We start from the raw sequence: 26,274 nt of genomic DNA on the forward strand, positions 1-26,274 counted from the left end.
CACCTCTCATCGGCTCGGTCCGCTCGGGCCGCTGACCGGTCCAGGCTTGGCGGACCGGGTTGCGTCCCGATGACATCTGCGTCAAGCGTGAGTTACACCGGGGGTCGACCGGCTCCACCGAGCAGCCAGGTGTCCTTCGACCCACCGCCCCGCGACGAGTTGACGATCATGCTGCCGGCCGGCGCGACCCGGGTCAGCGCCACCGGCGCCACCTCCGCAGTCTCGCCGAGGAACACGAACGCCCGCAGGTCAACGTGGCGCGGCGCGAGGGCCGTACCGTCGAAGACCGGGTGGGTGGTCAGCGCCACCACCTCCTGGGCGATCCACCGGTGCGGCGCGGCGAGGATCTGCTCCCGGACGGCGTCCAGCTCCTCCGCCTCGGCGCGCGGGCCGATCACCACCCGGTCCCCGCCGTACCCGTCGACAGGCTTGAGCACCAGCTCGTCGAGCCGGCCCAACACCTCGGCGCGCTGCTCGGGCAGCCCGCACAGGTACGTCGGCACGTCCCCGAGCAGCGCCTTCTCCCCCAGGTAGTACTCGATGAGCCGGGGCACGTACGCGTACAGCGCCTTGTCGTCGCCCACGCCGTTGCCAAGCGCGTTGGCAAGCGTGAGCCGCCCGGCGTGCACCGCCGCCAGCAGCGGCCAGCCCAGCGGCACGCCGTCGGCGCCCGGGGCGTGCAGCAACGCCTCCTCGTCCATCCGCAGGTAGAGCACGTCGACCTGGCTGCGGCGGCCCGCCCGGACGAGGTGGACGCGGCCGTCGGACACCAGCAGGTCGCTGCTCTCGGTAAGGGGCACGCCCATCTCGTCGGCGAGCAGCCGGTGCTCGAACCAGGCCGGGTCGCTCGGGCCGCTGCTGAGCACCACCACTGCGGGGTCGGCGGCGGCGGCGGGCGCGGCGGCGAGCAGCGCCCGGTGCAGCATCGCTGGTGTCTCATCGGCGGACAGCAGGTCGTCGGGCACCGGCAGCTCGGGCAGCACCGCTCGGGTGAGCCGGCGGTTCTGCACGGCGTAGCCGATACCCGAGGGCACCCGCAGGTTGTCCTCCAGTACGAACCAGCCGCCATCCGGGTCACGGACGAGATCGGTTCCGGACACCTGGGCGCGTGTGCCGCGCCGGCCCATCAGCGCACCGGTCGGGCGCAGCCCCGGCGAGGACTCCACCACCCAGGCCGGCACGACCCCGTCGGCCACCACAGCCCGGTCGGCGTACACGTCGCGCAGGAACGCGTCGAGCGCGCGGGCGCGCTGCACCAGGCCGGTCCGCAGCGCCCGCCAGTCGTCGGCAGGCACCACCCGGGGCACCAGGTCGACAGGGAAGAGCCGCGTGCTGGCCTCACCTGCCACGCTGAAGGTCACGCCCCGAGCGCGCTGCTCCTCGTCCCGGTCGTGCTCGCGTTGGCGCAGGCCGGCGGCGCCGAGGGTGCGCAGGGCGGCGAGCAGCGGACGGAACGCCGGCTCCGGCCCGTCCAGGCCGAAGACCTCGTCACCCGCGTCGGCGTACGTGGCCAGCGCCGGCGGCGGGGACGTGCCGGGCAGGGGCGTACGCACCCGACCCCGGGTCTCGTCGAGCAGCAGGTCGACCACGTCGGCAAGCCGGCCCCGCCGCTCGTACGCCCGCCGCTGCCGCGCTGCCGAGCTGCCGCGTTCCAGCGCGTACCGGGTCAGCTCCCGGACCTGCTCCCAGTCACCTGTCGCCTCCAACTGTGGGCGCAGGTCGGTCACCAGGCGGCGCACCGCCTCGGCGGCCGGCACCGGCCGGGCCGAGCGGGGCAGGTCGAGCAGGTCGCCTTCCAGCCCGGAGCGGGCCGCCCGCCACACGGCGGCGCGCAGCACCGGCGGCCGGACGGCGGTGCGCTCGACTCCTGCGCGCAGGGCGGCGACCTCCCGGCGCACAAGCGCCCGGAACAGCCCGGTGAGCAGGACGATTGTCTCCACGTCGGCGTTGGCGTCGGTGATGCGCAGCTCCACGGTGGGGACGTGCGCCGACGGCCGGACATCGAAGTAGATCATGGCGGGATCGGTGATGGTCTCCGAGGAGATCAGCTCGGCGACAAGCGCCTCGTGGTCGGCGGCGCTGGTCACCTCGCCCGGGTCACCGGCCGTGGGCCACCGCTGCCAGACCAGCGAGCGGACGCTTGCGTAGCCGCTGTCCTGACCCATCCAGTACGGCGAGCTGGTGGACAGGGCGAGCAGCACCGGCAGCCACGGCTGGACCCGCCTGGTGACGGCCACCGCCAGATCCCGGTCGGAGACGCCGACGTGCACCTGGGCGCCGCAGATCAACTGCTCCCGGGCGAGCATCTGGTACTCGTCGAGCATCCGCCGGTAGCGGGAGGTGGGGGTGACGCTCGGGTCGCCGTCGGCGCGCAGCGGCACCGTGCCGGCCGCCACGATGCCCAGCCCGGCCCGGTCGGCGACCTGGACCGCCGACTGGCGCAGCCGGGTCAGCTCGGCGCGGATCTCGTCCAGGGTGCGGCAGACCGCGGTGTTGGTCTCCACCACACTGCGGTGCAGCTCGGCGGTGAACGACGTGGCCGGCAGCCGGTCGAGCAGCTCCCCGGCCCGGGGCACCAGCTCCCGGGTGTGCAGGTCGACGACGTGGAACTCCTCCTCCACGCCGATGGTGGCGAGGTCGGCCGGGTCGTCCTGCACCGCCGTCGCCGGTGCGGGACGGGACGTCGGCACGGCCCGGCCGTTGCCGGACCGGCCCACCGGCCCGTCGAATGTCGCCGCGTTCGTGGTGTTGTCGGCCATGGTCACCCCGGTTCGCGTGTCGGTGGTCTCGACTGTCCGACGAGCGTTCCCAGGCTTGGTACCGGGGGTGTTTCCGGCGCGTTAAGGTGACGCACCGTTCTGCCGGCCAGAGGGTTGACTGTGCGAGTGACCGCTGATCCCCTTCGGACAACCAGCCGTCAGCCTCAGGCCCGCGCGTACTCGATGGTCGCGGCGACACGGTCGGCGGTGGCGGCGCCGAGTTCCCGTCCGGTGAGCCACAGTCCCAGATCGAGCCCGGCCGCGAGCGCGCCAGCCGTGACACGGTCGCCGTCGTCGACCACGCGCTCGTCGAGGACTGTCACGTCGTAGGCGCGCAGTTCGTCGTACGCGTCGCGGTTGGTGGTCGCCCGGCGGCCGGTCAGCAGGCCGGCGGCCGCGAGGACCACCCACTGGGCGCACGCCGAGGCGCTTGCCCGCGAACACCCCCGGGTGCTCGTGGACGCCACTGCGCTGTACGTCGACGAGGGTCAGGTGGTCACCAGCGCCGGCCTCGCCGCGGGCCTCGACATGTGCCTCCACCTCGTCGGCCGCGACCACGGACAGGCGGTCGCCATCGAGCGGGCCCGTCACCTGGTCACCCCACTGCACCGAGCGGGCGGCCAGGCCCAGTTCATTCCGGCCGCCGTGGCGGTCGAGGACGACGAGCTGGCCGTTGTCACGGCCTGGGCGAGCGACAACCTGCATCGCCCGATCACCGTCGCGGACCTCTCCCGGCAGGCGGTGATGTCCAGTCGGACGTTGCACCGCGCCTTCCGGAACCGGTTCCAGATGGGCCCGCGTGCCTGGCTGATCCAGCAACGGATGCGCGCCGCCTGCACGCTGCTCGAAGACGGCGGGATCAGCGTCGACGAGATCGCTCGGCGAACCGGGTTGGGCACTGCCACCAACCTGCGTGCGCATTTCCAGCGGGCCTTCGCCACCACCCCTACCGCGTACCGGCGGGCCTTCACACCCTGAACCGACGCTCGGTCCGCCGAAGTGAGCATTCCCGGCGAGGGTCGCGGGTGGGTGATCGACACGAAATCGGCGATGTCGGGGTGTCCGGGCCAGCGAGACACCCCGACATCGGCGATCTGGAGTTGATCAAACGGGCGGGGCCGGGTTATCGCATGTTGGCGACCACGAACGGCGCGTGGCCGTGCAGGTAGTTGTTCCACCCGCCGGTCACCGGCGCACCGGGGTTGAGCAGGTTTGTGGTGTCGGTGCCGACGTCGAGCTTCCAGGCCGTCCAGGAGATCCCGTTGGCCTTCATCCAGTCGATCCAGGACTGCGCCTCCGACAGACAGGCCCGACCGTCGAGCCCGCCGTCGGCGTTGCTGGCGCCCCACTCGGTGACGAACAGCGCCAGGCCGGCCCGGATCGCCGCGTCGCCCTTGGCCCGCAGTGACGCGCCGTGTGTGCACGAGTAGAAGTGCAGCGTGTACATGAGGTTGGTGCCGGAGACCGGGCTTGCCGCCGCGGCGTCCACGTCCTGCGACCAGGTCGGCGTCCCGAGCACGACGATGTTGTCCGGGTCGGCGGCGCGGATCGCGGACACGACAGCCTGGTGGTACGGCTTGATGACGCCGGTCCAGCTGAACTGCAACGGCTCGTTCCACGTCTCCCAGATGACGTTGGGCAGGTGACCGTAGCGGCGTGCCAGGTCGCCGAAGAACGCCACCGCCTGGGACTGGTTGTTCTGCGCCTCGTGCGCGTGCCAGTCGACGATCACGTACACCCCGGCGGTGACCGCGTTGTTGATGATCGTCTCCACCTGCGCCCGCGCCCTACCCGGATCGCTGAGGTACGCCCCGGCCGGCTCCACGCCCATCGCCGCGCGGATCACCTGGAGGTTCCAGTTGTCGCGCATCCAGGTCAGCGCAGACAGATTCTCGGCGTAGGGAGCGGTTTCCCAGTTGAGCCACATGCTGCTGACGCCGCGCAACTGCACCCGCGCACCGGACCTGTCGCACATCGTCGTGCCGCAGACCCGCAGTTGCCCGTACCGCTGCACGGGCGTGCCTGTCGTCGGCGGCGGAGTGGTGGGGGGCGGGGTCGTCGGGGGCGGAGTCGTGGGCGGCGGAGTGGTGGGGGGCGGAGTGGTCGGCGGTGGGGTCGTGGGCGGTGGGGTCGTGGGCGGCGTGCCGCCTGTGCAGGACACGCTGGCGCCGTTGACTGTGCAGTTCACCGGAGTGCCGGAGCCGTTGACGAGGAAGCCGAACGACGTCGACGCACCGGCGCCGAGGGTGCCGTTCCACGACACGTTGCTGAAGGTGTGGTGGTTGCCCGAGGTCACCTGCTGGGCGTTCCACGACTGGCTGATGGTCGACCCGGCCGGCAGGTCGAACTCGACCCGCCAACCGCTGATCGGCGCGGAGGTGTCGTTGGTGACCGTGACCTGGCCCTGATAGCCACTGCCCCAGCTGTTCGTCACGGAGAACACGGCAGTTGCCGCGCTGGCCGGCGTGGCAATGATCGCCACCGCCCCGGCGAGCAGGCCGGCGACGGCCAGCGACGTGACAAGTCTCAGTGTGCGCATGCGGAACCCGCTTCGGATCGACTGTGGTGGTCTGCGGCGGGGGCGGCGCCTGCACGCACAGTATCGATCGACGACGATGTCATGCAAGCCGGGACGGTCGGAGGCCCGCCGATCGGCAGGTCACCCCCGCCGCCAGCCCCAACGACGCGAGCCGGCCGCGCCGCCCGACCCGCCCTTCTCCCGGGCCAGCATCTCGGCCGCGACCCGCAGCTTCTGGGCGGGCTCCTCGGCGGCCGGGCCCAGCGTCCCCACGAAGCGGTTGCCCATCGCCAGCACCACGGCCGCCCGGTCGAGGTCGCCGATCAGGATCAGGCACTGGGCGTACACCCCGTAGGTGTTGGCCATCTCCCAGAAGGTCAGCGGACGTGCCAGGTCGAGCAGCCCCTGCCGCAGCTCGCAGGCCCGCGACGCCGCCAGCGCCGCCTCCTGGGCGCCGTCCCCCGACGACGGCCGGGTGAGGTGCCGGTGCAGCAGCGCCGTCGCCTGGTTGTGGTAGGCCGTGCCCATCGCCTCCCGGGTCCGGGGCCCGGCGGACGGCGGAGACCCGGCGGAGGTCAGGCCCACTGTCACGGCCCGTTCCAGCAGGTCCCGCCGCGTGGCGGGCTGACCGGCGGCGAACGAGACCTCGGCCAGGTCCACAAGTGCGGTGATCAGCTCGGCGAGGGCGTCGTCTCGGGGCGCGACCGCCACGTTGCCACCCTCGGCCGCCACGGCGTCGTACACCCGCTCGAAGACGACCACCGCCTCACCGCCGGGAGCCATCCCGTCGGCGGCCCTGCCGAGCGCCGACAGCAGCATGCCGTGCCGCCACAGCGCCCGGGCCAACTGCTGCTGGTCCTGCAGGGCCACCCGACCCGGACCCCGCACGGCCTCCCGGTACGCCTCGATCACCCGGGCCCACAGCCGGTCGGCCTCCGCCCGGGTGTCCTGTCGCGTCGCGCGCTCCCGCGCCTGCTCGAACAACCGTCGCCGCTCGTCTGGTCCCATGTCCCGCACCGCCTTTCCCGGTAGCCCCCCAGCCCGCACCACCGAAGGCAGTGAGGTCAATCGATTCTAGGGCCGCCTTCGGGCCGTCTCACCGGGTGGCGATGACGATGCAGCGGCGCAGCTCGGCATCGACGCGGTGGATGACGGTCCCCTGCGCCATCCGGCGGATCCAGAAGCCGACGCGTGCGGCCGAGGGGCCGGGGGCCGGCCCGTGCGGGCCGGCCCCGGACGCGTCAGGCCGCCGGGCGTACGCGGTAGGCCAGGTGCGTGACGCCGTCGCCCTCGACGACACGGAAGGGGCCGTCGAGCTGCAGTGGCGCGATCGTCAGGCCGGCGAAGAACGGTATGCCGGCCCCGAGCACGACCGGGACGAGGTCGACGTGCACCTCGTCGAGCAGGCCGGCCTCGGCGACCTGGGCCGCGATGGTGCCACCGTTCACGCCGACCTCCTTGTCACCGGCGAGCGCCTTCGCACGGTCGATGGCGCTGGCGATACCGTCGGTGACGAAGACGAAGGAGTCGCTCTCCGGCTCCCAGCCCTCCGGCACGGTGTGCGTGACGACCACGACGGGCACGTCCATCGGGTGCCGGCCGCCCCACCCACTCGTCATGTCGAACAGCCGCCGGCCGACGACAAGCGCGCCGGTGCGCTCGTTGAGGTCCCGCAGGTGCGTGGCGCTCGCGGCGGACGTCCGGAACGTCATCTCGGGGTTGGCCGTCGGTGTCTCGACGTCGCCGCTGCCGTACCACTGGAAGAGGTGCTCGAAGCCGCCGTGGGAGGCGTTCGCGATGTAGCCGTCCAACGACATCGTCGCCCCGGTCGTCACCTTCGTCATCGGTCCACTCCTTGGTGTGTGCGGTGTCAGCCTGCCGGTGGGGCCGGTCGTGCCCGGCCCTCACCCCGAGGTCGAAGCAGGCGCTGCCGTCCTCGACACGTCCGCCGAACTTTTTCCGGCCACGTTCGGACCGCCACCGGTCACCCCCGGTCGAGCTGCACTGTCCTGGTGGAGGTGGTCGCACTCTCGTGCGGTGACGACTGTTCAAGGGATCTGGGCGGCGACGGCGGCGAGGACTTGCGCTCAGCCGGGCCCTCGGGCCGTCACCGGTGCGCCGAACCGGACCCCGACGCCTGGCGAGTGGAGCACGCTGACCGGCGGTCCGACAGGCGCCGGCAGCCCGGCGGCGGCGACCAGTTCGTCGTCCAGGTGCAGCAGCTCGGCCCGGTGCAGCGGCCAGCGGGGATGCCAGTTAGGCAGGTGCAGCGTGCGCCCCCACGCCCGGGTGTGCAGCCCCCACCGGGCGGTGAGGAAGTGTTCCAGGGGCGTGGGATCGGCGATCGGCTCCCCCACCCGGACCGCCATCCGGCTCGTCGTACCCGCCGGGCCGGGCCAGCGACGCCGGCACCGGTAGGTGAGTCGGTCGCCGTCGCGGTCCAACCGCATCCACGACCAGAGGTACGGCAGACGCAGCGTCGCCCGCGCCACCAGCACCGGCACCAGGCGGGACGCGTCGAGCGAGCGGAACACGACGGCCCGTCGGCCGGTGTCGTCGACCGAGTAGAGCCGGACGTTCGTCTCGGCGAAGGTGCCGAAGTACGGCACACCGGGACCACGGCCGAAGCCCAACCCGACCATGCGGAAGCCGATCAGGCCGACGAAGCTCACGCCGTCGATCAAATCCGGACGGGTGCCGGCGGGAAGCAGCGGCGCGACGATCTCGGGGTCGACGGCCCAGTGCAGGAAGGTGAGGTCCTCCCAGCGCTGGCGCAGGATCGCCCAGGGGAACGCCTGCCGGGGCGCATGGTCGACCGGTTCGATGTCCACACCTCTCATCGTGCCCCCGCTCACCCCGACTGGCCGGTGTGGCGGCAGACCGACCGCCGTACCCTTGATCGCGATACCGAAAATGTCTCTAATGCCACCCTTCGGGAGGAACTGAGCGTGACGCAGGGTGACGCGGAGCTGGTGGCACTCGCGCGGTCGGGCGACGCGGGCGCGCTCGGCGTGCTGCTGGCCCGCCACGAGGCCGGGATGCGGGCCGTCGCGCTGAGCATGCTCGGCTACGGACCGGACGCCGAGGACGCGGTGCAGGACGCCCTGGTGACGGCGCTGCGGCGCATCGGCGAGGTCCGCGATCCGGCCGCCGTCGGCCCCTGGCTGAAGACGATCGTCCGCAACAACGCGCGGATGGCCCTGCGCGGGCCGCGCCCCGTCCCGGTCGCCGAGCCGGACTGGTTCGGCAAGCCCGCCACCAGCCCCACCCCCGAGGAGGCCCTGGACCGGGTCGCGATGCGCGACTGGGTGTGGCACGCCCTCGGGGAGCTGTCCGAGCCCGACCGGCTGGTCACCCTGCTGCGCTACTTCAGCGACGCCTCGTCGTACGAGCAGATCGCGGCCGTGTGCGGCGTGCCGGTCGGCACCGTCCGCAGCCGCCTCAGCCACGCCCGCCGGGCCCTCGCCGGTGGCCTGCGGACGGCGGCGACCACCGCGCACGCCGACGTCCGCGCGGCCGGGGACGCCCGCTGGCGCGAGGGCCGCGACATGATCGACACGGCGATGCGCGGCGACTTCGACCGGGTCGTGCGGGAGAGCTGGTGGTCGGACGCCGAGATGGTGGTGCCGGGCGGGCTACGCGGTGGCCCCGACCTGGCGATCCGCGGCATGACAAGCGACCTGGAGGCAGGGATACGCCAGCGGCTGCGCAACGTGGTCGCCAGCGGCGACGTGCTGATCTGGGAGACCGACCTGATCAGCCCTCCGGACGATCCGGAGCACTGCCCGCCGGCGGCGCTGTGGTTGCAGCAGCTGCACGAGGGGCGGGTGCGCCGATTCACCCTCTTCCACCCCGTCGCGGCGCCGCTCTGAGAAAACGTCGCCGACCGAGCGAACTTTCTCCTCGACCCGTGCATCTGGCTCGTGTCAGTCACCAGCCACGCGGCGGACACCCCGCCGCGCGGGTCACGAATCGGGAGATTGTTCATGGGTTCCACAGGCCACGACGTCGACGCCCTCGCACCGGGCACGCACACCCTCACAGTTGCTGGCGTCCGGCAGGTCTACCACGTCGCCGGCTCCGGCCCGGTGTGCGTGGCGCACTCCGGCGGCCCCGGCATCGAGTGGGCCTACCTGCGGGCGCCGGGCCTCGAGGAGCACTTCACGATGGTGTACGTCGAGCCGGTGGGCACGGGCGCGTCGGGGCGACTCGACAATGCCGACGACTACCGCCTCGTCACGTATGTCCGGTTCCTCGACGCCGTCGTCGCGCACCTCGGCGAGCCGCGGGTGTACCTCCTCGGCCACTCGTACGGCGGCTTCGTCATCCAGCGGTACGCCCTGGACCACCCGGACCGGGTCGCCGGCCTCGCCCTGTACGACACGTCACCCGTCACCGGCGCCGACTTCTGGGCCGAGGCGATGGCCAACCTCGCCGCGTACCCGCAGCGGCACCCGGACCGGCCGGAGGCGGCGGCGATCCCGGCCGCCCTCGGGCAGGCGCTGTCCGCCACCGACGACGAGACGTTGACGGCCGGCCTGAGCGCCGCGCTGCCGGTGTACTTCGCGGACTTCTGGTCCCGGCAGGCCGAGTTCGCCCCGTTGCAGGCGGGCCTGCGGGCCTGGGCGGCGCCGGCCGGCGCGCAGGATCCGACGCCCTTCGACGTGCGCGACCGGCTCGGCGAGATCACCGCGCCGGCCGTGGTGATCGTGGGGGCGTACGACTTCATCTGCGGCCCCCGCTACGCCGAGGAGTTGCACGCGGGCCTCAAGGACTCGCGCCTGGTGGTGCTGGCGGACAGCGGGCACTTCGCGCACATCGAGCAGCCGACGCAGTTCACCGAGGCCGTCGTGGAGCTGCTGAAGCGGTGACGATCGCGCCGCCCCCGAGGTCCATTCGTCACAACGGGCAGGCCTCGGGGGCCGGCGGCGTTGCACGGTCTTAGGCTTGGCACTTCGCTGCGCCGTGACGAAGGAGAAACAGCCGTGAGCCAGACGGATTCCGTCGACGAGTGGAACGTGGCCGAGGACGACGGTGTGCTGGACGCCTCCGACACCCTCGACGACGACCGCGTCGGCGACCCCCTCGACACCGGCATCATCGCCGCGGACCACTGGACGGCGGCGAACCGGTTCGGCACCACCCCCGCCGAGGAGCGGGCGGGCGAGTCGTTGGATCAGTACCTCGCCCAGGAGGAGCCGGACGTCGACCCGTACGCCGAGGGCGGCGACGACGAGGACGAGCTGACCCGCCGAGGGTACGAGACCGAGGCGCGCGCGGGCCGTCTCGTCGAGTTCGACGAGGGCGTCCGCGAGGACGACGAGGCAGAGTCGGTGGCGTGGGACGCCGGGATCGACGCGGGCGCCGCAAGCGCCGAGGAGGCGGCGGTCCACGTGGTCGAGGACCCCGACGGGCCCGGTGACGGTCCCCTGCGCTGACAAGCGCACCGCCGCGCTCGACACCACGAGGGGCGTCGAGCGCGGCGGGTGGTCGAGCGCGTCGGTCAGTGGATGACGACTGGCGTCTTGGGCAGGTCGGCCTGCTCGTCGCCGAGCGGCTGCGCGGGCGTGCGTCGGCGTGGCAGCAGGGCGGCCGGGATGAACGTGGCCACTACCAGCGCGAACGCCACCCAGAACGTGTGGGCGAACGACCTCGCGGCGAAGTCGAGGCCACGCTCGATGATCGACGGGTCCACCGACATCTGCTGGAGGATCTCCGGCCGCTGCTGGGCGGCGATGGCCAGCCCGGCCTCGCTGATCGGCTTGCCGCTCGGGTCCACCGCGCCAGGGATCAACCGGGAGCCGTTCAGCTCGTTGGTGAGGATCACCGACATCACGGCTGCACCGACCGAGCCGCCGATCTGCTGGAGGATGTTGACGAGTGTCGAGCCGCGCGCCACCTCCTGCGCCTGCAACGTCCGCAGCGCCGACGTCATGATCGGCATCATCGTGCCGCCCATGCCCAGGCCCATCACGAACAGCGAGCCCTCCAGCAGCCAGTACGAGGTCTGCGGGTCGACCTGGGTGAATCCGAAGAATCCGACGACGATCAGCGCCAGCGCGAACGGAACGGTACGACCGATCGGCACCCGGTCGGCCAGAATGCCGGCGATCGGCATGGTGATCACCGCGCCGATACCCTGGGGCGCCATGAGCAGACCGGCGACCAGCGTGGTCTCGCCGCGCACCTGCAGGAAGTAGCTCGGGAACAGCAGGCCGGCGCCCATGAACGCGATGATGAACACGAACAGCGTCACCGAGGCGATGGTCAGGCTGCGATTACGGAACAGCCGCAGGTCGAGCAGCGGGTGCCGGGGCTTGAACGAGTAGAGCACGAACGCGACCACCAGGACCCCGCCGACAAGCATCGGGACCCACACCTTGGCCGCGGAGAAGGTGCCCGCCTCCGGCAGCGACGAGACGCCGTAGAGGAAGAGCGCGAGACCCGGGGAGAGCATCAGCATGCCGAGGAAGTCGAAGGACTCCGACGGCTCGGGGGCGTCCTTCGGAAGCGCCATCTGCGCGTAGATCAGGGCGACGACACCGATGGGCAGGTTGATCAGGAAGATCCAGTGCCAGCTCGCCGTGTCGATCAGCCAGCCGCCGAGGATCGGGCCGCCGATCGGGCCGAGCAGCATCGGGACGCCGAGGACGGCCATCAGCCGGCCGATCCGGTGCGGCCCCGCCGCCCGGGTCATGATCGTCATGCCCAGCGGCATGAGCATGCCGCCACCGAGGCCCTGCAGAACGCGGTAGCCGATCAGCTCGCCGATCGAGTCGGCGGTGGCGCAGAGCCCGGACCCGATCGTGAACAGGGCGAGGGCCACCATGTAGAGGCGCTTGGTGCCGAACCGGTCGGCAGCCCATCCGCTGAGCGGGATCACCGTGGCCAGGGCGAGCGTGTAGCCCGTCATCGTCCAGGCCACGCGGGCGTAGGACGCGTCGAACTCGGTCTGGAACGTGGGCAGCGCGACGCTGACCACCGTCACGTCGAGGATCGACATGATCGCGCCAAGGACGACGACACCCGCCACCTTGAGCACCGCGGCGTCGAGCTTGTCCGATGTCGCGACGGATTGCTGTGTCACTAACTCTCCTGAGGTCGGTTGATCCGGCGGATGGTGGGCGGTGGCGTATGCCGCGCCGACCAGGCGCGGGACGCGACGTGCCGGAGCGACGACGCGCGGAGGCAGACTATCCGTGGACTGTGACGGTCTGCCGCCGGATTTCGTGACGACCGCGTGGCGGAACCGATCGGCCAACCGATGGGAACCGGTCGTCGGGGTGTCGATCAGCCGACGGACCGACTCGGCACATGCGCGTCCGTGTCGGTCGCCGCCACGCTCCGGCGAGGGGCCCCGGAACATCGCGGCCGGGGCCGTCTGTTGCATTCGATGTGCCGATCCACCTGCGGGTGGAAAGAGGAGTCACCGTGAACCGCGCCCAACTCGCCAGCTTCCTCCGCACCCGACGCGAGGCGCTGCAACCCGAGGATGTCGGTCTGCCCCGGGGGCCTCGTCGACGCACCGGTGGGTTGCGACGCGAGGAGGTCGCCGCGTTGAGCGGTATGTCCACCGACTACTACAGCCGGTTGGAGCAGCAGCGAGGGCCGCACCCGTCTGAGCAGATGCTCGCCGCGCTGGCCCGTGGCCTGCGACTCTCCCTGGCTGAGCGGGACCACCTCTTCCAGCTCGCCGGTCAGGCCGTCCCGCACCGCGCTGTCCGGGCCGATCACGTCAACCCCGGCATGATGCGCATCCTCGACCGGATGCACGACACCCCCGCCCAGGTGGTGAACCACCTCGGCGAGACCCTGGCGCAGACCGGGCCGGCCATCGCGCTGCTCGGCGACGAGACCCGGCACACCGGGCTGGCGCGCAGCGCGCACTACCGCTGGTTCACCGACCCGGCAGCGCGACAGCGGCACCCCGCCGAGGACCACGAGACGCAGAGTCGACTCCTCGTGGCGCACCTGCACGCGTCGTACACCCGGGACGGCCGGGGCTCGCGGGCGGCGACGCTCGTCGACGACCTGCTGGCCCGCAGCCCGGAGTTCGTCCGCCTGTGGCAGGAGCACCCGGTGCCCGGCGGTTACTGCCCGCCGAAGCACTTCCTGCATCCGGAGGTGGGGCCGCTTGAGTTGCACTGCCAGACCCTTGTCGACCCCGACGAGTCCCAGACGCTGCTGGTCTTCACCGCCGTGCCCGGCTCGGAGAGTGACGAGAAGCTGCGGCTGCTCTCCGTCATCGGCGGCCAGGTCGTCTGACCGCGCGGGGCGCCAGCACTCGTGAGCGCATCCGCGGCGGCGAAGACATTGATATTGATGGGTGCGACTGTAATGATTAACACACTTTACAGTTGTCTTCGCCGCCCGGAAGGACCCCCACATGGCGCGACGATTGGCCGGGCCCACGCCCCGCCGCCCCCTCATCAGGTTGACCGCCACGCTCGCCGCGGCCCTGCTCGCCGTGCCGACCGGCCTGTTCGTCGGCGCCTCCGCCGCGACGGCCGCCGCCACCGGCGCCATCACGGGGTACGGCGGCAAGTGCGTCGACGTGGCCGCCGCGAACCCGGCCAACTCCACCCCGGTGCAGCTCTACGCCTGCAACGGCTCCACCGCCCAGCAGTGGACGGTGGGCGACGACGGCACCATCCGGGCCCTGGGCAGGTGCCTCGACATCGCCGCCGCCAGCACCACAAACGGCGCCCGCGTGCAGATCTACGACTGCAACGGCACCGGCGCGCAGCAGTGGTCGTCGAGCGCCGGGCAGGTGGTCAACCCGACCTCGGGCAAGTGCCTCGACGCGACAGGCCCCAGCTCGGCCGACGGCACACCGTTGCAGATCTGGAGCTGCACCGGAAGCGCCAACCAGCTCTGGACCCTGCCCAGCGGTGGCACCACTCCCCCGCCCTCGAACGGCTTCACCCACCCCGGGGTGCTGGTCAGCAGCGGCCAGCTCGACTTCGTCCGGGGACGGGTGCAGGCCGGCGCCCAGCCGTGGGCGGCGGCGTACAGCCAGATGATGAGCAGCAGGTACGCCTCGCTGTCGCGCACCCCGGCACCCCGTGCCGTCGTCGAGTGCGGCTCCTACTCCAACCCGAACAACGGCTGCACCGACGAGCGCGAGGACGCCATCGCGGCGTACACCGACGCGCTCGCCTGGTACCTGACAGGTGACTCCCGGTACGCCCAGAAGGCGATCCAGATCATGGACGCCTGGTCCGCGACGATCACCTCGCACACCGGCAGCAACGGGCCGCTGCAGACCGGCTGGGCGGCCTCGACCTGGCCCCGGGCCGCCGAGATCATCAAGTACACCTACGGGAGCTGGCCCAACGCCAACCGGTTCGCCACCATGCTGCGCAACGTCTACCTCCCGGTGGTCCGCAACGGCTCGAACAGCAACGGCAACTGGGAACTGACCATGATGGAGGCCGCTGTCGGCATCGCCGTCTTCCTGGAGGACCGCACCGCCTACGACGCGGCTGTCACCCGCTTCCTCAACCGCGCCCGCGCCTTCATCTACCTGCCCAGCGACGGCGCGCTGCCGTACACGGTGCCCGGCAGCGGCCTGGACACCAGCTCGGAGATCATCGGCTACTGGCAGGGCCAGTCCACATTCGTCGCCGGCCTCGCGCAGGAGACCTGCCGGGACTTCGTCCACACCGGGTACGGGATCTCCGCCATCTCGCACGTCGCGGAGACCTCCCGCATCCAGGGCCGCGACCTGTACCCGCAGGTCGGTGAGCGGCTGCGGCAGGCGCTCGGGTTCCACTCGCGCTACCAGCTCGGCGAGGCGGCACCGTCCTGGCTCTGCGGCGGCACCCTCACCCGGGGCATCGGCCCGATCACGGAGGTCGGCTTCAACGCGATGGCCAACCGCCTGGGCAACGTCATGACAAACACGCAGACCCTCACGCTGCAACAGCGACCCGCCGGCACCAACAACCTCTTCGTCGCCTGGGAGACGCTTACCCACGCCAGCAACCCCAACTGACCGCGCCGGCCCGGCGACCCGCCTGCGCGGGTCGCCGGGCCAGGGCGTTCTCAGCCCTCGGTCCCCAACGCCACCACCGGGCTGACCCGCGACGCCCGCCGCGCCGGCAGCACGCCGGCCAGCGCGGTCAGCGCGACCAGCGCCGCGAACAGCCCGACAAGCGACAGCACCGGCAGCGACAGCGGCGCGTTGAGCCCGAGCGCCCGCACGACCAGCCAGGCGTACGGGACGCCGAGCAGCAGACCGAAGCTCGCACCGATCACCCCGTACAGGCCGGATTCGACGGTAAGCATCGCGCGCAGACCCGCCCGGGACAGGCCGACGGCGCGCAGCAGCCCTGACTCGCGTACCCGCTCGACCACCGACAGCGCGGTCGTGGACCCCACACCTACCACCGCGATCAGCACGGTCAGGCTGACCAGACCGGCGGTGATCCAGACCAGGGCGTTCAGCATGGCGTCGTTGCGATCCCGCTCGTCGGCGAGCACCCCGATGCCGAGCCCGGCACCGTTCCCGATCGCCTGCCGCAGCGCCCGCAACCCGGCGGTGCGACCGTCCTCGCCGGCCCCGGCCGCGTCGGCCAGCAGACCGGTGTACGCCGTCGGCCCGCCGATCCGGTCCAGGTCGGCCCGGTCGGCGAGGATGCCCGCGTACAGGGGGCCACGGTCGGGCAGGACCGCCGCCACCCGTACGTCGACAGTCCGCCCGCCGCGGGCGAGGGTGACTGCGTCGCCGGCGTGCAGCCCGGCGTTGCGGGCCACCCAGTCGCCGAGCACGATCCGGCCGGGTCCACGGTCGGCGAGGTTGCCCTGCGCCACGTCCAGGTCGGCGATCCTCGGCAACGCCGACATGTCGAGGTCGGTCGTCGAGTACCCGGACTCGGCGTCGCCGAGCCGTTGGGCGCCCCGCATCAGCACGACGTCGTAGACCATCCGGTACGGCACCACACGGGTCAGCGCGCCGTGCGCCGCCCGCGCCCGCGTCACGACTGCGACAGGCACGGTCGCGCCCTCGCTGGCCGACACCTCGAAGTCGGCAGGCGCGGAGAGGGCCATGTCGCGATCGGCGACGACACGCATCGACGCGCCGCCGATGAGCACGCCGGAGATCAGGGTCACGCCGAGCGCGACCACGACGGAGACGGCGGCGGCCCGCCGTGGCGTCCCACCGATCCCGCCGACCGCCAACCGCCCCAGCGGTCCGACCTGGCGCAACGGCCAACCGGCCACGGCCAGCACCGGGCGCACCAGCAGCGGCCCGAGGGCGACCAGGGCGAAGAACGCAAGCGCCCCCGAGGTGACGAGCAGCAGCAACGCCGCGGTCGGGTCGTAGGACTCCTGATCCGGCGTCGGCAACCGTCGCACCGCCGCGACGCCGGCCAGCAGCGCGCCGAGGACCAGCAGCGCTCCGGACACCAGACGCGGGACTCCGATGCCGCGCCGCCCGGCGGTGACGCTTGCCGCCCGCAGCGCCTCCAGGGGCGAGACCCGGGCGGCGGAGAACGCCGGCGCCAGGACCGCCACCACGGTGACGACGACCGCGCCGAGCACCACCGCGACCGCCGCCGCCAGCGACAGTCCTGGCGACGAGATCGCCAGCCCCGAGGCCCGTAGCGCCATGGGGAGGACCTGGCCCACGGCGAGGGCGCCGACGACTCCCACGACGCCCGCGACCAGCCCGGTCAGTGCCCCCTCGGCGGTCAGCGCGCCCACCAGCGCGCCCCGCCCCGCGCCCACCGCCCGCAGCAGCGCGAGGTGCTGCATCCGCTGGGCGAAGACGATGCGGAACGTGGAGGTGACCACAAGCGCCGCGGCGACCACCGCGACCGCGACGAACATTCCGACGAGCGCGAACAGCCTGCCCACCTGCTCGGCCGCCGCGTCGGCCTCGGCGTCGCGCACCTCGGCGCCGGAGCGGATCGGCTGATCGGCCGGGACCGCCGCGGTCACCCGCTGGCGAACCATCTCTGCCGCGCCGGCAGCAGTCCGCACGTCGATCCGCTCGACGGTGCTCACCTGACCCCACGCGGCCACGGCGTCGTCCGGGGCGTACGCGTTGAAGCCACCGTCGTCGAGGGTGTCGACAACGCCGGTGACGGTGAGCGGCGCCCCGGTGGTGCGTTCGCCGCCCGTACCGGTGGTCACGGTGCCGACCGCCAGTCCCAGCCGCTCGACGGTACGCCGGGTCACCGCGATCTCGCCGGGCTGCTCCGGGTAGCGGCCCTCGACCAGGCGGACCGTCGCCAGCGGGCCCGTGCCCGGGTCGGCCCGTAGGTTGAGGTAGCCCTCCGCGAGGGAGACGCCGACGGTCATCCGGCCCACCGCCTCGGTGACACCGGGCAGGGCACGGACGTCACGCAGGGCCGCCACGGTGGGCGGCTGCTGCTCCGGGTCACCGATGACCAGGTCGGTGGCGGCCGGCGTGCCGCTGAGGTTGTCCCGCGCGGTCCGTTCGGTGATGTCCTGCGCCAGGACGGTGCCGAAGACGACGAACGACGCGACGAGGATCGCCAGACCGGTCAGGATCAGTCGACCCGGGCGTCGGGCCGCGGCGCTCACCTGGGTACGCAGCACCGTCGCCCTCATGCCGGGACCGCCAGCTCGCGCAGCGCGTCGGTGACCGAGCCCTGGTTCGGCGCGTCGATCTCGCCGGCGACCCGCCCGTCGGCGAGCAGCACCACCCGGTCGGCGTACGCGGCGGCGATCGGATCGTGGGTGACCATGACGACCGTCTGGCCCAGGTCGCGTACCGAGTCGCGCAGGATGGCGAGGACCTCCGCTCCGGAGCGGGAGTCGAGGTTGCCGGTCGGCTCGTCGGCGAAGACGACCTCGGGCCGCGACACCAGTGCCCGGGCCAGCGCCACCCGCTGTTGCTGGCCGCCGGAGAGTTCGCTGGGTCGGTGCCCGAGCCGTTGTCCGAGGCCCAGCACGTCGACGAGGTGCGCGAGCAGGTCACGGTCGGGCTCCCGGCCGGCGAGGTCCAGCGGCAGCGTGATGTTCTGCGCGGCGGTGAGCTGTGGCAGCAGGTTGAACGCCTGGAAGACGAAGCCGATCCGGTCGCGGCGTACGCGGGTCAGGGTGCGGTCGGACTGACCTGTCAGTTCGGTGCCGCCGAGCAGGACCCGGCCGGAGGTGGCCGTGTCCAGGCCGGCCAGGCAGTGCATGAGCGTCGACTTGCCGGACCCGGACGAGCCCATGATCGCGGTGAACTCGGCCCGGCCGAAGCCGACCGAGACGCCATCCAGGGCGCGGACCGCGGTGTCGCCGCTGCCGTACACCTTCACCAGGTCGACCGCGGCGACGGCGGCCTGCCCGATCGGCGGCGGGGCGTGGGTTGTCATGGGTTCCTCCAGTGGCTGCGATGTGACCCGGGAAGCCTCGCCCGCGCCGGGCGGGTGCCACATCGGCCCGCGGTCGGGAACCGAGGCCGCCGGGTCTGTCTTTCGGCCGATCTGCCCGCGCCGCCCGCCTGGCTACGCTGGGTCACGATGAACGCGCCGGGATTCTCGACATGGTGGGTACGCCTGGGTCAGCTCGCCGGTCTGGCGGCGCTGGCCCTGCTCGGTGCCTTCGACCTGCGCTACGGCCTCTACACCGGGGCGAGCGCGGTCGAAGCCCTGCGTGCCCTGGTGCAGGTGGGGTTGGCGGTGCTGACCGCTGTGGTCTGGCTGCCCGTGCACCGGCAGGGGTCCCGGTCGTTGCCGCTCGCCGCGCTGGTGCTCGGCGCGATCTCACTCGCCGTCACCTTCGGCTTCGTGCTGCTCAGCGCGAGCGGAAGGTATCTGTTCGGCGGCAGCTGGGGGCTTGCCGAGTCCGCCGGGATGATCGCTGTGGTGTTCGTGGTGACCAGGTGGGGCGCGGCACGGCTCGCTCCGTGGGCGGCGGTGCTCGCCGCGCTCGCCGCCGCCGCGCTGCCGCTGCGTGCCGGCACCGAATACGTCTACGTGATCTTCGGGCTGCTCCAGGCGCTCGGCGCCGTCGGCGCCGCCGCCGTCGGGATCTACCTGCGCGTCGTCGCCGCCGGGAGGGAGCGGGCCATCGCGCTGGTACGGGCCGAGCAACGCGCCGAGTTCGCGCGTGACCTGCACGACTTCATCGCCCACCATGTGACGGGCATCGTGGTGCAGGCGCAGGGCGCCCGGTTCGTCGCCGAGCAGGACCCGCAACGGGTGATCGTCGCGCTGGAACAGATCGAGCGGGCCGGCGCGGAGACGATGGCCTCGATGCGGCGGATGGTCGGCGTCCTGCGCAATCCGGACGCCCCACCGGACGCACCGCTGGCACCGCTGGCCGGCGTGGCCGATCTCGCGCCGCTGCTTGAGGGACACAACGGCACCACGAACACACCCGCCCTGCTGTACGTCGACGGCCCGCTCGACGGGCTGCCGGTGGAGGTGTCGACGTCGGCGTACCGGGTGGTGATGGAGGGACTGACAAACGCCCGTCAGCATGCCCCGGACGCTCGCTCGGTGGCCGTGTCCGTACGTCGTACACCGGACTGGCTTCTGGTCCGGGTCGCCGACGACGGCGCGACCCCGCGTTCCGCGCCCGCCCGGGGGCACGGTTTCGGCCTGCTCGGCCTCACCGAGCGGGTACGCGCCCTCGGCGGCACGATCACCGCCGGGCCGGGCATCTCCGGCGGCTGGGTGCTCGACGCCGCGTTCCCGCTGCGCTCGGCGGTGGCCCGATGATAAGGGTGCTGATCGCCGACGACCAGGCGATGGTCCGGACCGGCTTCAGCATGATCATTGGGGCGCAGCCGGACATGGCGGTGGTCGGCGAGGCCGCCGACGGGGTCGCCGCCGTCGAGATGGCCCGGCGACTGCGTCCGGACGTGGTGTTGCTGGACATCCGCATGCCCCGCCTCGACGGCCTGGAGGCGTTGCGGCTGCTCGCCGGGCCGGGCGTCGCCGACCCGGTGCGGGTGGTCGTGGTGACGACCTTCGACCTCGACGAGTACGTGCACACCGCACTGTCCAACGGCGCCTGCGGCTTCCTCTTGAAGGACTCCGGCCCGGCGCTGCTCGTCGAGGCGGTCCGCGCGGCCGTCTCCGGCGACGCGCTGATCAGCCCGTCCATCACCGTACGGCTGCTGGAGCACCTCAGCCCGCCCACTGCGCCGCGGGACGACGCCGGCCTGTCCCCGCGGGAACTCGACGTCGTGAAGCTCGTCGCGCGGGGCCTGACCAACGCCGAGATCGCCGGTCAACTCTTCATCGCTGTCGGCACCGTCAAGACCCACCTCGCCAGCGTGCAGACGAAGCTCCCGGCCCGCAACCGCGTCGAGATCGCCGCCTGGGCCTGGGAACGCCGCCTCGTCGGCTAGACGACGGTCCGACCGACAGCCGACGGAGACTCGGCGGCGAGCGGCGGCACGGCGGCGAGCGGGCGGCACGGCGGCGACCCGGCGGCGGGCGGCGGGCGGCGGCGGGCCGGCATGGCCGGGTCGCCCGGCAGCGATGCGGCGGCGGCCCAGGAGCAGGTCGAAGGTGTGGTTCGGAGCCTTTGGAGCTGATGTCGTCAACGCACCAGCGGCAAGCCCGTCGCCCGCGAGCAACCCGAGCCATCCCGACCGCACAGGCCCCGGCCCGCCCGTCGCACGACGTGTCCGCCCACCCTTGATGGCGACGTGGTGAACGCACCAGCGGCAAGCCCGTCGCCTGCGAGCAAGCCGAGTCGTCCCGACCGCACAGGCCCCGGCCCGCCCGTCCGTCGCACGACGTGTCCGTCCGCCGTCGATGGCGATGTCGTGAACGAATCAGCTCGAAAGGGAGCGACCACACACTGCCCACCCGCGCCATCGGCAGCCGAGAAGCCACGCGACCAGGCGAGCCCGTCGACGGGGCATCCTTCCGCTCGTCGGCGACCCGGCATTGACAGCCGCGAGTCGCCGGCCCGCTGCGGACAAATTCATCGTGCGAGACCAATCCGCAGCAGGCGCCGGCCGAGAGCCGTGCGTGGTGGCAGACAAGTAACGCTCGCGTCCGAGGTCTGGCGTCGACGGCGACATCTTGCGACGCTAACGATCGTGTATGACTACGACCTGTTGGTGCTGGGCTCCGGACCCAGCGGTCAGAAGGCCGCGATCGCCGCCGCCAAGCTCGGCAGGCGGGTCGGCATCGTGGACCGCCGCGACATGATCGGTGGGGTGTGCATCAACACCGGCACCGTCCCGTCCAAGACGCTGCGCGAGGCGGTGCTCTATCTGACCGGCCTGAGCCAGCGCGACCTGTACGGCAGCAGCTACCGGGTCAAGGAGGACATCACGGTCAGCGACCTGGCCGCCCGTACCCAGCACGTGATCACCCGACAGACCGACGTCATCCGCAACCAGCTCGCCCGCAACCGGGTCGCGATGATCACCGGGACCGGGCGTTTCGCGGACGCACACTCCATCTGGGTCGACGCCGGCTCTGGGCGCGAGTCGAAGGTGACGTTCGACAAGGCCATCATCGCGGCCGGCACCCGCCCGGCCCGCCCGGACAGCGTCGACTTCGACGACCGAACCATCGTGGACTCCGACGGCGTCATCAACCTCCAGGCCGTCCCCCGCAGCATGGTCGTGGTCGGCGCCGGCGTGATCGGCATGGAGTACGCGTCGATGTTCGCCGCCCTCGGCACCAAGGTGACAGTCGTGGAGCGCCGCGAGCGGATGCTCGAGTTCTGCGACGACGAGGTCGTCGAGTCGCTGAAGTACCACCTGCGCGACCTGTCGGTGGCGTTCCGCTTCGGCGAGGAGGTCGCTGCGGTGGAGAAGCACCAGACGGCGGCGCTGTGCATCCTCAAGAGCGGCAAGAAGATCGTCGCCGACACCGTCATGTACTCGGCCGGCAGGCAGGGCCAGACCGACGACCTGGCGTTGCAGGCGGCCGGCCTGGAGGCGGACCGGCGCGGCCGGATCGCCGTCGACGCCAACTACCGCACCCCTGTCGACAACATCTACGCGGTGGGCGACGTGATCGGCTTCCCGGCGTTGGCGTCCACCTCGATGGAGCAGGGCCGGCTTGCCGCGCAGCACGCCTGCGGCGAGCCGATCCGGGAGATGCACGGTCTGCAACCGATCGGCATCTACACCATTCCGGAGATCAGTTTTGTCGGTCAGACCGAGGCCGAGCTGACCGAGGCGTCGACGCCGTTCGAGGTGGGCATCGCGCGCTACCGCGAGCTGGCCCGCGGTCAGATCGTGGGCGACTCGTACGGGATGCTGAAGCTGCTCGTCTCCCCCGAGGACGGCCGGCTGCTCGGGGTGCACGTGTTCGGCACCGCGGCGACCGAGATCGTCCACATCGGTCAGGCGGTGATCGGCTGCGGCGGCACGATCGACTACCTGGTCGACGCCGTGTTCAACTACCCGACCCTGGCCGAGGCGTACAAGGTGGCCGCCTTGGACGCGTCCAACAAGATCCGCAACATCACCCGCATCGACGGCTGAGCAACGATTCCCCTCCTCGCGGCTGTCGGTGGCCTCCGCTACGGTGCCGGCACTGTTGACATGTGGGAGGAAGAGGCAGTCGTGGGCGCATCCGGGTGGAGTTACTTCGTCGCGTACCAGCCAGACCTGGACGAGGCGTTGGACGCCCTGCGGGACAAGGTCTTCGCCGAGGGCGACTACTGGTGGGCCCATGGCGAAATCCCCAGTTCGGCGAGCGACTATCCCAACCGTCCCGCCACCATGCCGGAACTCTTCAACGACGAGTTGGTGCAGGAGTGCGGCACCCACTCGATCCTCGACGTCTACCGGGTGCTGGGCGAGGGCGAGCGGCCCGACTTCGGCACGGTTCAGCCGGTGAGCGCCGCCGAGGCACTGCGCCATGCCGGCACCGAACGGCTGACCCGTGAGCATGTGGACGCGATCGAAGGGCTTGCCGAGCGGAACTGGTACGGCCGCTGCGCCGTCCTGCACGACGCGCAGGGCAAGCCGGAGGAAATCTACTTCTGGGGCTTCTCGGGCGACTGACGCCCGGGCCGGCCGGTGCGGAGGGTCCGGGCCGACCTCCGCACCGGCCGGGGTTCTGTCAGCCCGCGGCGCAGGTCGGGGTGAGGCTGCCGGCGGTGCCGTTGCCCTGGAAGCCGAACTCGGTGGATTGTCCGGCCGCGACCTGACCGTTGTACGACACGTTTCGCCAGGTCGTCGTGCCGGTGCTACCGCTGTTGGTGGCACTCCAGGCGTTGGTGACCGTCGCGCCGGACGGCAGCGCGATCGTCACGGTCCAACCGTTGAGAGCCGACGAGCCGGCCGTCACCCGTACGTTCGCCACGAAGCCGCCGGTCCACTGGTTCACCGTCACCGTCGCGGTGCAGCCACCCTGCCCCGGAGGCGGGGTCGTGGGCGGCGGGGTGGTCGGCGGAGGCGTGGTGGGCGGCGGGTCGCTGGGTGGCGGGGTGGTCGGCGGAGGCGTGGTGGGCGGCGGGGTGCCGTTGTTCAGCGCCGCGAGGACCGCGTCGTACGCGGCCTTCTTCGAGCCGTTGCCGTTGAACAGCAGCGGGGTCTGCGACGACCGCCACGAGTCGCTGTCGCGGATGCCCCACACGGTGATCCCGTTGCACCGGGCCACGGCCAGGCAGTCCTCCACGACACTGCGGTAGGTGTTCGCCGGAGCGCCCTGGATGTCCAGCTCGGTGATCTGCACGTCCACACCCAGTGCCGCGAAGCTCGACAGCGTGGTGCGGTAGTTGCTGACGTACGGCGAGTCGCTGTTGAAGTGCGACTGGAAGCCCACGCAGTCGATCGGCACACCACGGGACTTGAAGTCCCGCACCATGTTGTAGACGCCCTGGGTCTTGGCCCAGGTCCAGTTGTCGATGTTGTAGTCGTTGTAGCAGAGCTTCGCGCCCGGGTCGGCGGCGCGGGCGGCGCGGAACGCGGCCTCGATCCAGTCGTTGCCGGTGCGCTGCAGGTTCGAGTCCCGACGGCCACCGGAGTTGCCGTCGGCGAACGCCTCGTTCACCACGTCCCAGGAATAGATCTGTCCCCGGTAGTGGGTCGTCACCTGCGTCACGTGGTTGAGCATCGCGTTGCGCAGCGCGGTGCCCTCCATGCCCTGCATCCACCCCGGCTGCTGGCCGTGCCAGGCCAGGGTGTGACCGCGTACCTGCATTCCGTGGCTGCGTGCGTGGTTGACGATCGGATCCGCCTGGGTGTAGCGGAACTGACCCTGCTGCGGCTCGGTGGCGTCGATCTTCATCTCGTTCTCGGCCGTCACCATGTTGAATTCACGGTTCAAGATCGTGGTGTACGCGCTGTCCGAGAGCTTGTTCGCGGCCACCGCCGTGCCGAAGTAGCGACCCTTCTCGGCGGCGGACGCGCCCAGCGTGGTGCCGGCGGAGGCGGGTGCCGTCAGGACCAGCGCCATGCCGGCGGCGAGAGCGCCCGCGCCGGTCAGCGTGATCGCGGCTCTCGATGCCGCCTTCCATCTCGTTCTCATCGTGCGACTCCGTTCCTCGATGGTGGTGCTCGGTCAGGAGACCGCGCAGGTGGCGCCGTTGAGCGTGAACGACGAGGGTTTGCCGGTGCCGCCGGTGTGGGTGGCCTGGAACCCGATCTCGACCGACGCGTTCGGGGCGATGGTGGCGTTGTAGGAGACGTTGCGGGCGGTGACCGCTCCGCTCGTCGGGGAGTAGGTGGCGTTCCAGCCGTTGGTGATGGCCTGGCCGCTGGGCAGCGTGAAGGTAAGCGCCCATCCGTTCACGGCGGCGGTACCGGTGTTGGTGATGGTCACGCTCGCGGTGAGGCCCGAGTTCCAGGCGTTGACCGTGTACCCGACCCGGCAGGCACCCGCGGTGGGCGGAGGCGTCGTCGGAGGCGGGGTCGTCGGAGGAGGCGTCGTCGGCGGCGGGGTCGTCGGAGGCGGGGTCGTCGGAGGAGGCGTGGTCGGCGGCGGGGTCGTCGGCGGCGGCGTCGTCGGCGGCGTGGTGCCGTCCAGGCCGAAGAAGCGGATCACCTGGGCGGCGTCGACAGGGATGTTGTGCGTGACGCCCTGCATGCTGATCGCCTCGACCGGGGCCATCGGGCCGCTGCTGCCGTACCGGGTGCGGGTGTACCCGGACTGCGGGGAGTCGGTGTACGTCGGGGTCTGGCTCAGACCGTGCACGTTCGTCCACTGCTTGATCTGCTCGCCGAAGTTCGGGTAGCGCAGCGTCTCGTCGCTGGTGCCGTGCCAGATCTGCATCCGCGGTCGCCGGCCCGTGTAGCCGGGGTACGCCCCGCGGACCAGGTCACCCCACTGCTGCGCGGTCTTGATGGACTGACCGTTCGCGCACTCGCTGTTCCACTCCGAGCTGCCCCCGGTGGCGAAGCAGGCGAACGGCACCCCGGCGAAGGACGCGCCGGCCGCGAACACGTCCGGGTAGTCGCCGAGCATGACGTTGGTCATCATCGCGCCCGACGAGGTGCCGGTGGCGAAGACGCGGTCCGGGTCGGCGGCGTACCGCTGCTTCACGTAGTCGATCATCGAAATGAGCCCGACCGGGTCGCTGCCGCCACCTCGGCGCAGCGCCTGCGGCGAGGCCACGTCCCAGCACTTGCTGCTACGCGTCGCCGACGGGTAGATGACGATGAATCCGTACCGGTCGGCGAGGGACGCGTACTGCGTGCCGGAGTAGAAGGCGGGGCCCGTTCCGGTGCAGTAGTGCAGAGCGAGCAGGATGCCCGGCCGGGACGCCACCCGGTCCGGGACGTACAGGTGCATCTGGAGGTTTGTGGGGTTGGCGCCGAAGCCGGTCACCTGGGTGAGCGTCGCCGCCGACGCCGGGGTGGCGAACGTCAGCGCAGCGGCGGCGACTGTCACGACCGCCGTGAGGACGCCGAGAAGCCTTGTCTTCAGTGTCATGGTTCGCGATTCCTCGGGAGAATGGCGCATGGAAGGGGGGTGAGTCGAGGACTGCCCTTCGCCCGACCGTGACCGCGGCTCGCGTGACCGTTGTCAGCTTCGATCGAGCACACTCGATTGTCAAGGTTTCCGGAAACCTTTCGGCGCAAGGGATTGGGCGGCCACCTGCACA

At 71.8% G+C, this 26,274-nt stretch carries 21 protein-coding genes; 10 read left to right on the plus strand and 11 right to left on the minus strand.

Features of this window, described 5'->3' with window-relative positions:
* Positions 1-92 precede the first annotated feature (92 nt).
* Positions 93-2,759 carry a carboxylate--amine ligase/circularly permuted type 2 ATP-grasp protein gene (locus tag OOJ91_RS06340; RefSeq protein ID WP_266243501.1) on the minus strand — a complete coding sequence of 889 codons (2,667 nt, stop codon included), beginning with the start codon at positions 2,757-2,759 and terminating at the stop codon, positions 93-95.
* A gap of 164 nt (positions 2,760-2,923) precedes the next feature.
* Complete coding sequence (locus OOJ91_RS06345) at positions 2,924-3,226, minus strand: DJ-1/PfpI family protein (RefSeq protein ID WP_266243503.1); 303 nt, start codon at positions 3,224-3,226, stop codon at positions 2,924-2,926.
* Between OOJ91_RS06345 and OOJ91_RS06350 the strand changes: the two genes are divergently transcribed.
* Complete coding sequence (locus tag OOJ91_RS06350) at positions 3,216-3,737, plus strand: helix-turn-helix domain-containing protein (protein WP_266243505.1); 522 nt, start codon at positions 3,216-3,218, stop codon at positions 3,735-3,737. The genes OOJ91_RS06345 and OOJ91_RS06350 overlap by 11 nt on opposite strands.
* 145 nt (positions 3,738-3,882) lie before the next feature.
* On the opposite strand, the gene OOJ91_RS06355 is transcribed toward OOJ91_RS06350, so the two are convergent.
* From OOJ91_RS06355 to OOJ91_RS06370, 4 genes are all read right to left on the minus strand, one after another.
* A complete protein-coding gene (locus OOJ91_RS06355; RefSeq protein WP_266243507.1) occupies positions 3,883-5,298 on the minus strand; it encodes a cellulase family glycosylhydrolase in 1,416 nt (471 codons plus the stop codon).
* A gap of 120 nt (positions 5,299-5,418) precedes the next feature.
* Positions 5,419-6,285, minus strand: a complete 867-nt coding sequence (locus OOJ91_RS06360; protein ID WP_266243509.1) for a hypothetical protein — start codon at positions 6,283-6,285, stop codon at positions 5,419-5,421.
* A 233-nt stretch (positions 6,286-6,518) separates the two neighbouring features.
* Positions 6,519-7,121 (minus strand): dihydrofolate reductase family protein, encoded by a 603-nt coding sequence (locus tag OOJ91_RS06365; RefSeq protein ID WP_266243511.1) that lies wholly within the window; start codon positions 7,119-7,121, stop codon positions 6,519-6,521.
* Positions 7,122-7,364: 243 nt separating this feature from the next.
* Positions 7,365-8,108 (minus strand): YqjF family protein, encoded by a 744-nt coding sequence (locus OOJ91_RS06370; RefSeq protein WP_266243513.1) that lies wholly within the window; start codon positions 8,106-8,108, stop codon positions 7,365-7,367.
* A 117-nt stretch (positions 8,109-8,225) separates the two neighbouring features.
* On the opposite strand from OOJ91_RS06370, the gene OOJ91_RS06375 reads away from it, so the two are divergent.
* The 3 genes from OOJ91_RS06375 to OOJ91_RS06385 all read left to right on the plus strand — a co-directional run bounded on the left by OOJ91_RS06375 (position 8,226) and on the right by OOJ91_RS06385 (position 10,715).
* Positions 8,226-9,149 carry an RNA polymerase sigma factor gene (locus tag OOJ91_RS06375; protein WP_266243516.1) on the plus strand — a complete coding sequence of 308 codons (924 nt, stop codon included), beginning with the start codon at positions 8,226-8,228 and terminating at the stop codon, positions 9,147-9,149.
* Between the two features lie 114 nt (positions 9,150-9,263).
* Positions 9,264-10,148 (plus strand): alpha/beta fold hydrolase, encoded by an 885-nt coding sequence (locus OOJ91_RS06380; RefSeq protein ID WP_266243518.1) that lies wholly within the window; start codon positions 9,264-9,266, stop codon positions 10,146-10,148.
* 114 nt (positions 10,149-10,262) lie between these two features.
* Positions 10,263-10,715, plus strand: coding sequence for a DUF5709 domain-containing protein (locus OOJ91_RS06385; RefSeq protein WP_266243519.1), 453 nt, complete (start codon positions 10,263-10,265; stop codon positions 10,713-10,715).
* A 65-nt stretch (positions 10,716-10,780) separates the two neighbouring features.
* Here OOJ91_RS06385 and OOJ91_RS06390 read toward each other — a convergent pair whose 3' ends face one another.
* Positions 10,781-12,364 carry a DHA2 family efflux MFS transporter permease subunit gene (locus tag OOJ91_RS06390; RefSeq protein WP_266243520.1) on the minus strand — a complete coding sequence of 528 codons (1,584 nt, stop codon included), beginning with the start codon at positions 12,362-12,364 and terminating at the stop codon, positions 10,781-10,783.
* Between the two features lie 344 nt (positions 12,365-12,708).
* On the opposite strand from OOJ91_RS06390, the gene OOJ91_RS06395 reads away from it, so the two are divergent.
* Both OOJ91_RS06395 and OOJ91_RS06400 read left to right on the plus strand, forming a co-directional pair.
* A complete protein-coding gene (locus tag OOJ91_RS06395) occupies positions 12,709-13,542 on the plus strand; it encodes a helix-turn-helix transcriptional regulator (RefSeq protein ID WP_266243521.1) in 834 nt (277 codons plus the stop codon).
* Positions 13,543-13,663: 121 nt separating this feature from the next.
* The gene (locus OOJ91_RS06400; protein ID WP_266243522.1) at positions 13,664-15,274 is read left to right on the plus strand and encodes a ricin-type beta-trefoil lectin domain protein; all 1,611 of its coding nucleotides are present in this window, start codon (positions 13,664-13,666) and stop codon (positions 15,272-15,274) included.
* Between the two features lie 50 nt (positions 15,275-15,324).
* Here OOJ91_RS06400 and OOJ91_RS06405 read toward each other — a convergent pair whose 3' ends face one another.
* Positions 15,325-17,859: an FtsX-like permease family protein gene (locus tag OOJ91_RS06405; protein ID WP_266243523.1), complete on the minus strand. Its 2,535-nt coding sequence runs from the start codon at positions 17,857-17,859 to the stop codon at positions 15,325-15,327.
* Positions 17,856-18,614: an ABC transporter ATP-binding protein gene (locus OOJ91_RS06410; protein ID WP_266243524.1), complete on the minus strand. Its 759-nt coding sequence runs from the start codon at positions 18,612-18,614 to the stop codon at positions 17,856-17,858. Before OOJ91_RS06410 ends, OOJ91_RS06405 begins: the two co-directional genes overlap by 4 nt.
* A gap of 147 nt (positions 18,615-18,761) precedes the next feature.
* Here OOJ91_RS06410 and OOJ91_RS06415 point away from each other — a divergent pair, with 147 nt between their 5' ends.
* The 4 genes from OOJ91_RS06415 (at position 18,762) to OOJ91_RS06430 (ending at position 23,230) form a co-directional block, all read left to right on the plus strand.
* The gene (locus OOJ91_RS06415) at positions 18,762-19,964 is read left to right on the plus strand and encodes a sensor histidine kinase (RefSeq protein WP_266243525.1); all 1,203 of its coding nucleotides are present in this window, start codon (positions 18,762-18,764) and stop codon (positions 19,962-19,964) included.
* Positions 19,961-20,599 (plus strand): response regulator, encoded by a 639-nt coding sequence (locus OOJ91_RS06420; RefSeq protein WP_266243526.1) that lies wholly within the window; start codon positions 19,961-19,963, stop codon positions 20,597-20,599. Before OOJ91_RS06415 ends, OOJ91_RS06420 begins: the two co-directional genes overlap by 4 nt.
* A 702-nt stretch (positions 20,600-21,301) precedes the next feature.
* The gene (gene sthA / locus OOJ91_RS06425) at positions 21,302-22,705 is read left to right on the plus strand and encodes a Si-specific NAD(P)(+) transhydrogenase (protein ID WP_266243527.1); all 1,404 of its coding nucleotides are present in this window, start codon (positions 21,302-21,304) and stop codon (positions 22,703-22,705) included.
* An 81-nt stretch (positions 22,706-22,786) separates the two neighbouring features.
* Positions 22,787-23,230: a hypothetical protein gene (locus tag OOJ91_RS06430; protein ID WP_266243528.1), complete on the plus strand. Its 444-nt coding sequence runs from the start codon at positions 22,787-22,789 to the stop codon at positions 23,228-23,230.
* 58 nt (positions 23,231-23,288) lie between these two features.
* Here the strand turns inward: OOJ91_RS06430 and OOJ91_RS06435 are convergent, their stop codons facing one another.
* The gene (locus tag OOJ91_RS06435; RefSeq protein WP_439117028.1) at positions 23,289-24,698 is read right to left on the minus strand and encodes an endo-1,4-beta-xylanase; all 1,410 of its coding nucleotides are present in this window, start codon (positions 24,696-24,698) and stop codon (positions 23,289-23,291) included.
* 33 nt (positions 24,699-24,731) lie between these two features.
* A complete protein-coding gene (locus OOJ91_RS06440) occupies positions 24,732-26,102 on the minus strand; it encodes an extracellular catalytic domain type 1 short-chain-length polyhydroxyalkanoate depolymerase (RefSeq protein WP_266243529.1) in 1,371 nt (456 codons plus the stop codon).
* Between the last annotated feature and the right edge of the window lie 172 nt (positions 26,103-26,274).

This window comes from Micromonospora lupini (genome assembly GCF_026342015.1).
Classification (GTDB): Bacteria; Actinomycetota; Actinomycetes; order Mycobacteriales; family Micromonosporaceae; genus Micromonospora; species Micromonospora lupini_B.